General features: G+C 75.6%; 11 protein-coding genes. 6 read left to right on the forward strand and 5 right to left on the reverse strand.

Features of this window, described 5'->3' with window-relative positions:
* Positions 1-92 precede the first annotated feature (92 nt).
* Genes E1200_RS10870 through E1200_RS10880 form a run of 3 tightly spaced genes read left to right on the forward strand, consistent with a single transcriptional unit; the run spans position 93 to position 3,429 of the window.
* A complete protein-coding gene (locus E1200_RS10870) occupies positions 93-872 on the forward strand; it encodes a carotenoid biosynthesis protein (RefSeq protein ID WP_243708472.1) in 780 nt (259 codons plus the stop codon).
* Complete coding sequence (gene crtI, locus E1200_RS10875) at positions 860-2,311, forward strand: phytoene desaturase family protein (protein ID WP_131951716.1); 1,452 nt, start codon at positions 860-862, stop codon at positions 2,309-2,311. The genes E1200_RS10870 and crtI (E1200_RS10875) overlap by 13 nt, the downstream gene beginning before the upstream one ends.
* Positions 2,308-3,429, forward strand: coding sequence for a glycosyltransferase family 2 protein (locus E1200_RS10880; RefSeq protein ID WP_131951717.1), 1,122 nt, complete (start codon positions 2,308-2,310; stop codon positions 3,427-3,429). Before crtI (E1200_RS10875) ends, E1200_RS10880 begins: the two co-directional genes overlap by 4 nt.
* Here E1200_RS10880 and E1200_RS10885 read toward each other — a convergent pair.
* The gene (locus E1200_RS10885) at positions 3,380-3,976 is read right to left on the reverse strand and encodes a glycerol-3-phosphate acyltransferase (protein WP_131951718.1); all 597 of its coding nucleotides are present in this window, start codon (positions 3,974-3,976) and stop codon (positions 3,380-3,382) included. The genes E1200_RS10880 and E1200_RS10885 overlap by 50 nt on opposite strands.
* Here E1200_RS10885 and E1200_RS10890 point away from each other — a divergent pair.
* Complete coding sequence (locus E1200_RS10890; protein WP_243708473.1) at positions 3,951-4,685, forward strand: spheroidene monooxygenase; 735 nt, start codon at positions 3,951-3,953, stop codon at positions 4,683-4,685. The genes E1200_RS10885 and E1200_RS10890 overlap by 26 nt on opposite strands.
* Positions 4,686-4,690: 5 nt before the next feature.
* On the opposite strand, the gene E1200_RS10895 is transcribed toward E1200_RS10890, so the two are convergent.
* The 4 genes from E1200_RS10895 to E1200_RS10910 form a co-directional block, all read right to left on the reverse strand.
* Positions 4,691-5,749 carry a phosphate acyltransferase gene (locus E1200_RS10895; protein WP_131951719.1) on the reverse strand — a complete coding sequence of 353 codons (1,059 nt, stop codon included), beginning with the start codon at positions 5,747-5,749 and terminating at the stop codon, positions 4,691-4,693.
* A gap of 1 nt (position 5,750) precedes the next feature.
* Positions 5,751-6,692 carry a phytoene/squalene synthase family protein gene (locus E1200_RS10900; protein WP_131951720.1) on the reverse strand — a complete coding sequence of 314 codons (942 nt, stop codon included), beginning with the start codon at positions 6,690-6,692 and terminating at the stop codon, positions 5,751-5,753.
* Entirely contained in the window at positions 6,689-8,161 is a 1,473-nt protein-coding gene (gene crtI / locus E1200_RS10905; RefSeq protein ID WP_131951721.1) for a phytoene desaturase family protein, read from the reverse strand. Before crtI (E1200_RS10905) ends, E1200_RS10900 begins: the two co-directional genes overlap by 4 nt.
* Before the next feature lie 139 nt (positions 8,162-8,300).
* Positions 8,301-8,594: a hypothetical protein gene (locus E1200_RS10910; protein WP_131951722.1), complete on the reverse strand. Its 294-nt coding sequence runs from the start codon at positions 8,592-8,594 to the stop codon at positions 8,301-8,303.
* A gap of 320 nt (positions 8,595-8,914) precedes the next feature.
* On the opposite strand from E1200_RS10910, the gene E1200_RS10915 reads away from it, so the two are divergent.
* Complete coding sequence (locus E1200_RS10915) at positions 8,915-9,826, forward strand: MerR family transcriptional regulator (protein ID WP_131951723.1); 912 nt, start codon at positions 8,915-8,917, stop codon at positions 9,824-9,826.
* Positions 9,827-9,895: 69 nt separating this feature from the next.
* Positions 9,896-10,393, forward strand: coding sequence for a sigma-70 family RNA polymerase sigma factor (locus tag E1200_RS10920; protein WP_131951724.1), 498 nt, complete (start codon positions 9,896-9,898; stop codon positions 10,391-10,393).
* The last annotated feature ends 2 nt before the right edge of the window (positions 10,394-10,395 follow it).

A 10,395-nucleotide genomic window follows, 5' to 3' on the forward strand; every position in this document is an offset into this window, starting at 1 on the left:
CGGGAAGCGGCGAACACGGATGCATCCATGGCGGTGCCTTTGCCCGAAACCTGTGCATGGGGGATGTGCGTGGGCGATGGCTCGGACGGCACGTGAACGCCGCCGGGTGGCGCGTGGCCGGTGCCGCGCGGCGGTCGCGGGCGTGGACGCTCGCGGGAGCCGGGCTACTGGGGTCGATGGTGGTGGGGCAGGTCCTGTCGGGAATCCGGCCCGCACCGATCCGGCTGACGAGCGTCGTCGTGGTGCTGCTGGGGTCGAGCGCCGTGGCGTTCCTCGCCGGGCGGGACGGGGGGCGCCGCGCATCGGCGGCCTTCGGCGCCGCGGTGGGCGCGGGCTACGCGGCGGAGTGGATCGGCATCCGCACGGGCGTCCCGTTCGGCGAGTACTCCTACACGTCGGTGCTCCAGCCCCAGCTCGGCGGGGTACCGGTCATCGTGGCGGCGGCCTGGGGCGGCATGGGGCTGGCCGCGCACGCGGTCGCGACCGAGATCGTCCCGGAGGGCGGGCCCAAACGCTGGGTGACCGGGGCGCTCGCGCTGACGGCGTGGGACCTGTTCCTGGACCCGCAGATGCTCCGGCTGGGCCTGTGGACGTGGGTGGAGGAAGGCCCGTACCGGGGCGTGCCGGTCAGCAACTTCGCGGGCTGGCTGGTGGTGTCGCTGCTGGTGATGGGCATGATCGACATGATCGTGGGTCGGCCGGAGGCGGCGCCGCCCGGCGGCCTCCTGGCGATCTACGGGGTGATGGCGGGGATGGAGACGCTGGCGTTCGCGGCGGTGTTCGAGCCGCCCGACCGGCTGGTCGCGGTGACCGGCGGGATCGCGATGGGGACGTTCGCCGTCCTGGCGTGGAGGCGTCGATGGCCGAGGTGATCGTGGTGGGCGGCGGCGTCGGCGGGATGGTCGCCGCGCTGCTGCTGGCGCGCGGCGGGCACCGCGTCCGGCTGTACGAGAAGCTGGACCGGCTCGGCGGCAAGCTCGCCGAACGCGAGCGCGACGGCTTCGCCTTCTCGCTCGGGCCGTCGCTGCTCACGCTCCCGGAGGTCTTCCGCGAGCTGGGCGTCACCCGCGAGCTGGTGGAGCTGGACGAGCTGTGCCGCTACCGCTTCGCCGACGGCTCCGAGCTGCGCGCGTACCGCGACCCCGCCCGCATGGCGGCCGAGGTCGAGCGGCTGGCCCCGGGGGAGGGGGCCTCGTGGCGGGCGTTCCACCAGTGGGCCGCGACCTGCCTGGACGCGTCCCGCCGGACGTTCTTCGCCGGGCCGCTGGGCCGCCGCCCCGAGCAGGCGCGGCTCGGCGACCTGCGCGCGGTCGCGCCGGGCCGGACGCTGGACGGCCTGGCCCGCCGGTTCTTCCGCGACCCGCGGCTGCGCCAGTACGTCGGCCGGTACGCGACGTACGCGGGGTCGAGCCCGTACCGGGCGCCGGCCGCGCTCGGCTGCGTCCCGGCGATCGAGCACGGCGACGGCGGCTGGTACGTGCGCGGCGGGCTGCCCCGCCTCGCCGACGACCTCGCCTGCCTGCTGCTCGGCGCGGGCGTCGACGTCCGGACGGGCGCCGAGGTGGCGGAGGTGACCGCCGGCCCGTCGGCGGTGTCGGGCGTGGTGCTGGCCTCCGGCGAGCGCGTCGCCGCCGACGCGGTGGTGGTGAACGCCGACGCCGCGGCCCTGTACGGCCGCCTGCTGCCGGACCGCCGCAGGCTGCGCCGGATGGCCCGGCTCGGCCCGTCCTCGTCGGCGTTCCTGCTGCTCGCCGGGGTGACCGGGCGCACCGAGGGGCTGCCGCACCACTCCGTCGTCTTCTCGGCCGACTACCGGGGCGAGTTCGCCGACATCTTCGGCCGCCGGGTGCCGCCCCATGACCCGACCGTCTACATCGGCTGCTCGGCCGTGGACGACCCGTCGCAGGCCCCGGCCGGCGCCGAGAACTGGGTCATGCTCGTCAACGTCCCGGCGGGCGACCCCGGCCGCTGGCCGATGACCCCGGACGCCTACGGGGACCGCGTCCTGGAGACGCTGGCGCGCCGCGGCCACGACCTTTCGGGGCGGTTGCGGTTCACCGAGACGTTCACCCCCGCCGACCTGAGCGAGCGGTACGGCGCGCCCGGCGGCGCGATCTACGGCACCGCCTACCGCGGCGCGCTGGCGCCGTTCCGCAGGCCCGGCAACCGGGGGCCGCGGCGCGGGCTGTACCTGGTCGGCGGGTCGGCGCATCCGGGCGGCGGGCTGCCGCTGGTCGCGATGGGCGGCCGGATCGTGGCCTCCCTCGTCCAGCAGGACATGCCGGCACGGACGGGCACGGAGGCGAGATGAGAATGCTCACCGCATGCCAGGCGGTCGCCGCGGGAGTGGTCGCCGCGCGGCTGTCGCGCGGCCGGACCCGGCCCGCACCACTCGCCCCCGGCGCCTCGGGGCCGCCGCCCCGGCCGGTGTCGGTGGTGATCCCGGCGCGCGACGAGGAGGCCCGGATCGAGGGCTGCCTCCGGCCCCTCCTCGTCGACCCCGGCGTGTCCGAAGTGATCGTCGTGGACGACGAGTCGCGCGACGGCACGGCCCGGCTCGCGGCGGACCTCGGCGCCAAGGTGATCCAGGGAGCGCCGCTGCCGGACGGATGGGTCGGCAAGCAATGGGCGCTGCACCAGGGCGTATCGGCTGCGGCGGGCCCCATCGTCGTCCTGCTGGACGCCGACACCCGCCCGAAGCCGGGCCTCTGCGCCGAGCTCGCCGCGCTGCTCGAAACGGCCGACCTGGTGTCGGCCGCACCGCGGTTCGTGTGCGGCGGCGCGGCCGAGCAGGCGCTGCACGCCTCGCTCCTGGCCGGTCTCGTCTACCGCTTCGGGCCGGTCGGCCCCGCCACGTCCCCGGACCGGCTCCTCCTCAACGGCCAGTGCACCGCCTTCCGCAAGGACGCCATGCTCCGGGCCGGCGCGTTCGAGCGCGTCCGCGGCCACCTCACCGACGATGTCGCGCTCGGCCGGCTGCTCGCCCGCGACGGTTGGACGGTCGCCTTCCGCGACGCCGGCGCCCTGCTGGAGGTCGACATGCACGACTCGGCCGCCGGCGTGTGGCGCGAGTGGGGCCGGTCGATCGCGCTCCGGGACGTCACCGCCCCCGGTGCGCTCGCCGCGGACCTCGCGGTCGTCTGGCTGACCCTGGCCCTGCCGCCGCTGCGGCTGGCGACGGGCCGCGCCACCCCGCTCGACCTCGGCCTCCTCGCCCAGCGCACGCTCCTGCTCGCGGCCTTGCGCGGCAGCTACACGCGTCCGCGCACGGGCCTGGCGCTGTCCCCGCTCCTCGATCCGCCGGCCGCCGTCCGCCTGACGTGGTCGGTGCTGCGTCCGGCGCGCACCTGGCGCGGCCGCGGCTACGGGCGTCCGGCCGTCACGCGCGGCGCGACGCCACGGCGGCCTGCCCGAAGCGGAGCCCGATGAGGCACATCAGCAGCCCCGTCCCCGCGACGTGCACGGCGGGCGCGAAGAGCAGCTGCAGCGCCGGCAGGGAGAACACCGCCACGCGGGTGCCCCAGGCGAACGAGCGCAGCGCCAGGCTCGTCCCGATCAGCAGCGCGATGCCGAGCGCGAACGCCGGCGGGCAGAGCACGGCGAACCCGCCGCTGAACGTGAGGATCGAGCGGCCGCCCCGCCGTCCCGCGAACACCGGCCAGGCGTGCCCGGCCATCGCGGCGGCGACGGCCGCGTACACGGGCGGGACGCTCGCGCCGGCGACCGTCCCGAGCGTGCCGGTCTCGCCGCCCGACACGGCCAGCCCGACCAGCCCCGCCGCCGTGCCCTTCAGCATGTCCCCGGCGAACACGGGAACGGCGGCCTTCCAGCCGAGCTGCTCCATCATGTTCCAGAAGCCGGGGTTGCGGTCGCCCGCCTCCCGCGGATCCAGGCCGTGCGCGCGCCCGACGAGCACCGCGACCGGCACCGAGCCGAGCAGGTAGCCGCCGATGACCGCGACGAGCAGGGGAGCCAACGAGTCCAGCGTCATCGCCTCGTTCCACCTCATCAGGTACGGGAGTGCGGACGCCATGCGGTACATGGCGTTCGACCGGCCGGAGCTGCGCCGCACCGCCGGGCTGCCGTTCTGGCGGCTGCTCGGCACGGGCCGCGGCCGGTCCATGAGCCTCGGCGCCGACCTGCGCCGCTGGGCGCTGTTCGCCGTGTGGGACGGGGAGGACGCTTTGGACGAGTTCCTCGCGCGTTCCCCGGTGGCCGCACGGTGGCGGGACGAGGCCGAGGAGTCGTGGCACGTCCGGCTCGCCCCGCTCGGCTCCCGGGGCCGGTGGGGCGGCCGCGACCCGTTCGCGGCCGCCGCCCCGGCCGGGCAGCCCGCGGGCGGGCCGGTGGCGGTGCTGACCAGGGCGTCGATCCGCCCGCGCCGGCTGGTGGCGTTCTACCGGTCCATCGCGGGCGTGGACCTCGACCTGCGCCGCCAGGACGGCTGCCTCGCCTCGATCGGGGTGGGGGAGTGGCCGCTGGCCCGGCAGGCGACCTTCTCGCTGTGGGCGGACCAGGACGCCGTCGCCCGGTTCGCCTACCGCGGCGACGCGCACCGCACCGTCATCGACCGGGTGCGCGCCGAGGACTGGTACAGCGAGGAGCTGTTCGCCCGGTTCGTCCCCTACGGGAGCCGGGGCACGTGGGACGGCCGGGATCCCCTGCGCGCCGACGGCCCGGACTGACCATCTCACGCGACGGGCCCCACGGATGCACGGCCGTCGGGCGACGGCGCGCGGTCCGCCGGCGCGGAGTCCGCCGGCACGGAGTCTGCCGGCACGGGGTCCGCCGGCACGGGCTCGTCCGCCTCGCCGAGCTCGGACGCGACGACGCACGCTCGGCTGATGGCGGTAGGCCCGGACGAGCCGTGCGTCACCACGACCGTCCCGGTCAGGCCGAGCAGCGCGGCGCCCCCGTGCGTGTCCGCCGTGTAGAGCCGCGCTACCTCCGCCAGCCGCGCGGGCGGGGCGATCCCGGCCTTGGCGACCATGTCCAGGGTGGTCCGGACGCAGCCCTCGATGTTCTTCAGCACGACGTTGCCGGTGAAACCGTCCGTCACGACCACGTCGACCGTCCCGGCCAGCACGTCGTGGCCTTCCACGTTGCCGTGGAACCGGACGGGCAGGCCCGGCAGCAGCGCCGCCGCGCCCCGCGCGAGCCGGTTGCCCTTCCCCGGCTCGGTCCCGATGGACAGCAGCCCCACCGAAGGGTCGGGCACACCGAGGACGTTCCGCGCGTACGCGGCACCCAGCAGGGCGAACTGCGCGAGCATCTCCGGGGTCGGGTCGGACGTCCCGCCCGCGTCGACCAGCACCGTCGAACCGGTCAGCGTCGGCAGCGCCACGGCCAGCGCCGGACGCAGCACGCCCTCCCGCCGCGCGAACGCCCGCACCGCGCACGTCACCACGGCCCCGGTGGACCCGGCCGACACGAACGAGCCGCCCCGCCGCCGCGCCGCCGCGCACCCGACCACGAGGCTCGACTTGCGCCGGGTCGCGGCCCCCGCGCCGCGCTCGGCCATCGGCACGACCTCGTCCGCGTGCAGGACCTCCAGCTCCCCGGTACCGCCGTGGCGGCGCAGCTCGTCCGTCACCTCGTCGGCCCGCCCGGCGAGGACCACCGGGACGCCGTGGTCGCGGTGCGCCGCCAGCGCCCCCGGCACCGTCACCGCCGGCCCGTGATCGCCGCCCATCGCGTCCAGTACCACCGGGCGCCGCGCCGCCCCGCCGCCGTCGACCACCGCATCCATCTCAGAACCGCCCGTCCCCGAGCGCCCCGGATCCGAGCGCCCCGGCCGGCAGCCGCCGTTCGGCGCGGCCCGCGGCGGACGCGGCCAGCAGGTGCCGGGCGAAGATCGCGGCCCGGCGGCGGCGCGGCACCCGCGCCCGCGCGCTCAGCACGTCGTGGCCCGCGGCGGCGATCTCGTCCAGGATGCCGCCGTACAACCGGTGCGCTGCGCGGATGCACGGCCGCGACGAGGGCGCGAGCAGTTCCACGCCGTCCAGCGCGCGGCGGTAATGGGCGCGGGCGCGGTCGGCTTCGAAGGCGACCAGTTCGCGCAGCGGCCCTTCCCGGCCGCCGGAGCGCAGGTCGTCCTCGGTGACCCCGAACCTGGCGAGGTCCTCCAGCGGAAGGTAGATGCGGCCTCGCTCCAGGTCCTCGGCGACGTCCCGCAGGAAGTTCGTCAGCTGGAAGGCGCGTCCCAGCTCGCGCGCGGGCTCGCGGGCCGGCCGCCCCGCGCCCGGCACCGTCTCCAGGACGGGCAGCATCATCAGCCCGATCGCGGCGGCCGAGCCCTCCATGTACACCAGCAGGTCGTCGTAGGTCTCGTACCGGGTCACGGTGAGGTCGGTGCGCATCGACCGCAGGAAGACGTCGATGTCGCGGCGTTCTATGCCGAAGGAACGGACGGTGTGCACGAAGGCCGGCAGGACGGGGTCGGGAATGTCCTCCCCCTCCAGGCTCGCACTCAGCCGCTGGGCGACATCGTCGAGTGCCTTCGCCCGGACCTCCGGGTCCGTGGCCTCATCGCCATAGGCGTCGACGATGTCGTCCACGTGGCGGGTGAACCCGTACAAGGCGTGCACGTGGCGGCGCTTCCACGCCGGAAGGAGCAGTGTCGCCAGGTAGAAGGAACGTCCGTGGCGGGCGTTGAGGCGGCGGCAGTGTTCGTAGCTCGCGGTAAGCGTCATCGGCGGCCTTCCAGGATGCGGGCGGCGGCGAGCCGCCCGGAGATCAGAGCCGTGGGGACGCCCACACCGGGCGCGGTGTACATCCCGGCGAAGTGCAGTCCGGGGACGCGGCGGCTGCGGCCCGCGGGCCGGAACCAGGCGGTCTGGCCGAACCGGTGGTCCAGCGCGAACGGGGTGCCGGCCGAGTGGCCGAGCCGGGACCAGTCCCGCGGGTCGAAGGTGAGCCGCGGCGCCGCCGCCAGGTCGCCGTACCCGAGGTCGGCCAGGCGGCCGAGCAGCCGCCGTTCCAGCCGCGGCGCGAGCCGGTCCCAGTCGGCGCCGCCCGCCAGGTTCGGGGCGGGTTCGAGGGCGCTCAGCGTGGCGTGCCCGGCGGGTGCCGCGGCGCCGTCCCCCTCGGGATAGGTGACCAGCACGCTCGGATCGGGCTGCGGGCGCCCGCGCGCCAGCGCCGCGAAGGTGCTCGACCACGTCCGGCCGAAGTGCAGCGTGTGGTGCGCCTGGTCCGCCAGCCGGCGGTCGAGCCCGAAATGCATGACCAGGCAGGACGGCGAGTACCGCGGGCGCCGCAGCCGCCAGTCGCCCGCCGCCTCCGGCAGCAGCCCTCGGTGGGCCCGCGCCAGGTCGCAGGCGACGACCACGCTCCCGGCGGCGATGCGCTCGCCGCCGTCCAGCCGAACCGCCGTCACCCCGGACGCGTCCGTTTCGACCCGCTCGGCGCGCACCCCGTACCGGACGGTGGCGCCCGCCTTCTCGGCGACGGCGGCGAGGGCCTGCGGAATGGCGTGCATTCCGCCGGCCGCGGGGAAGTACACGCCGCCGACCGTGTCCATGTGCGCGACGACCGCGTAGATGGCCAGCGCCTTCCCCGGCGGGAGCCCGACGTACAGTGCCTGGAACGTGTGCGCCCTGACGAGCCGCTCGTCGGTGAGCTGGGCCGCCACGAACCGGTCGAGGCGCCGGAACCCGCCCGACGCCGCCAGCCTGAGCAGCGCGAGCGGGCGGGCCATGCTCCGCAGCCGCGTCATGTCCGCGTCGATGAACGCCGGCCATTCGGCGTCGAACATCGCCCCGAGCCGCCGCCGGAACCGCAGGTACCGCGCCGCCTCGTCCGGCCCGCACAGCGCGCGGACGTTCTCGGCCATCCGCTGCGCGCCCGCCACCACGTCCAGCCGGGAGCCGTCGTGGAAGGACAGGCGGTAGAAGGGGTCCAGCCGCCGGAGCGGGAGCACGTTCTCTATGTCCTCGCCGGCCGCGCCGAACGTGTCCGCCAGCACCCCCGGCATCGTCAGCACCGAAGGGCCCGTGTCGAACCGGTAGGGGCCGGCGTGCGCCGAGCCGCAGCAGCCTCCCGGCTCGTCGCGCGCCTCGACCACCACGACCTCTCGGCCGCGCGCCGCGAGGTGGATCGCCGCCGACAGCCCGGACAGTCCCGCCCCGACCACGACGACCCGGCCGTCCGCCGCCCTCAACGACTGTGCCCAGAATGTCGGGAGTGCACGGTTCCTCCATCGTCGTCCGAATGGTTGTGCACCGTTCTTCGGAACCCGGTGGCCGATCGGTTGCACCCATGCCCGGCGGCGTGGCCGAAACCGCCGCGATCCGCGGCCGCTACCGCATGGTGGAATGCGCCGCGCCGACTCTCTCTTCCGCCCGGCCGCGTTGCCCGGACGCCTCCATCGCCGCCTGGTCGTGCTGTTCCTCCAGGCGGAGGGCGACCCCCATGGCGAAGAAGGTCGGGGCCCATTCGCCGATGAATATCCCCCACCGGTCGGCCCGGTCCACGCCCGCTGCCTCAAGGCGGTTGGACGCCGCCCACGAGGCGAACGCCAGGCCGATGGAGGCGATGCCCGCCGAGTACATGTGGCTGGACTTCATGCCCCAGCTGTGCAGTTTGCCGATCATGTTTCCCCCTTTGGTCGATCGGCCCCGTACCCTCCGCTGACCTGCACAAGCACGTATGAAACGGATTTTGCCGCCTCCCGCCCCCGGGATGGCGCCGCCCCGGGCGGCCGCGGATGAATACCGTCTGACCAGGACTTTCGTGGTGACAACCGCGGCAACGGCGGGTAGGCGACGGCCATGGGCAGGAATGACAAGAAGGGCAAGAAGGCCGTCCACAAGGGGTCGGCCCTGCGCCGGCGGAAGGGCTGAACTGGGGCGACGACCGCTCAGGTGAGGGGGCGTACGCTGTGCGGTCCGGGACGACATGGGGGAGCGGACGCATGCGGGAGGCCCAGCTCGGCGTGGGCGCGGTGGCGCAGCGCCTCGGCGTGGCGCCGTCCACCCTCCGCACCTGGGACCGCCGCTACGGCATCGGCCCGAGCGGCCGCAGCGCGGGCGGCCACCGCCGCTACACCCCGGCGGACGTGGCCCGGCTGGAGACGATGCAGCGCCAGATCCTCACCGGCGTCCCGCCCCAGGAGGCGGCCCGGGTCGCGCTTGAGGCGCCCCCCGGCGAACCGCCAGCCCCCCGCGCCCACGGCGCCGGCGGCAACCGCGTCCCGCTGCGGGCCGACCACGACGAGCGCCAGGCCACGGAGGTGCGGGGCCTGGCCCGCGCGGCGATGGCGCTGGACGCCTCCGCGACCGCCGAGACCGTGCGCAACGCCCTCCGCCGCGACGGCGTCGTCCGCGCATGGGACGACCTGATCGCCCCCGTGCTGATCGGCATCGGCCGCAAGCACGCGGCGTCCGGCGACTGCGTGGAGGTCGAGCACCTCCTGTCCGCCGTGGTGCTCGGCTGCCTGGCGGAGACACCGGCCGCGCCGCCGAACGGCCGTCCGGTCCTGCTGGCCTGCGCGCCGGAGGAGCAACACAGCCTCCCCGTGCACGCCCTGGCGGCCGCCCTCGCCGAAACCGGCGTCGAAACGCTGACCCTGGGCGCGCGCGTGCCGCCCCCGGCCCTGACCGCCGCGATCCGCAGAACCGGCCCGAACGCCGTCTTCGTCTGGTCGCAGACCACCGAGACCGGCGACCCCGCCTGGCTGGCGGAACTGCCCGCGGCCCGCCCGCCGTACCGCCTCGTCGTCGGCGGACCCGGCTGGAACCGCGACCGCCTACCGCCGCACATCACCCGGGTGGCCGCCTTCCCCGAGGCCGTCACCGCCCTGGCGTCCCTCCCCGGAGCCTTCTGATCCGCTCCCTTTGCCCCACTTTGGACTATGCACAAGTTTTGCAGCGATTTTTCCGGGGACCTGGGCCGCATGAGACTGGAACAGCGGCTCGCCGACGGCGACGAGGCAGCGCTCGCCGAGTGCTACACCGCGCTCGGCCCCCTCGTCCGCCGCCACGCGGGACGACTCGTACCGGACCACGCCGTGGACGACGTCGTCCAGCTGGTCTTCCTGGAGGTCTGGCGATCCCGCGCACGCTTCGACCCCTCCCGCGGCCTGGAGCCGTGGGTCCTGGCCATCGCCCGCAAACGCGCGATCGACCAGCTGCGCGCCGAGGCCCGGCACTCCCGGAGATCGGTCCCGCTGGAGGACACCGCCGGAGTACCCGACCGCACCTCCGCCGTGGACGCCGCATGCGACATCCGCGAAGCACTGGCCGGACTCCCCGCCCCGCAGCGCCAGGCGATAGTCCTGGCCCACTTCGGGCAGCTGACCCAGAAGGAAATAGCCGACCGCCTGTGCATCCCCCTGGGCACCGTGAAGGCCCGCACCACCCGCGGCCTACGCCGGATGAGAGATCTCCTGTGACG

The organism is Actinomadura sp. GC306 (genome assembly GCF_004348665.1).
Classification (GTDB): domain Bacteria; phylum Actinomycetota; class Actinomycetes; order Streptosporangiales; family Streptosporangiaceae; genus Spirillospora.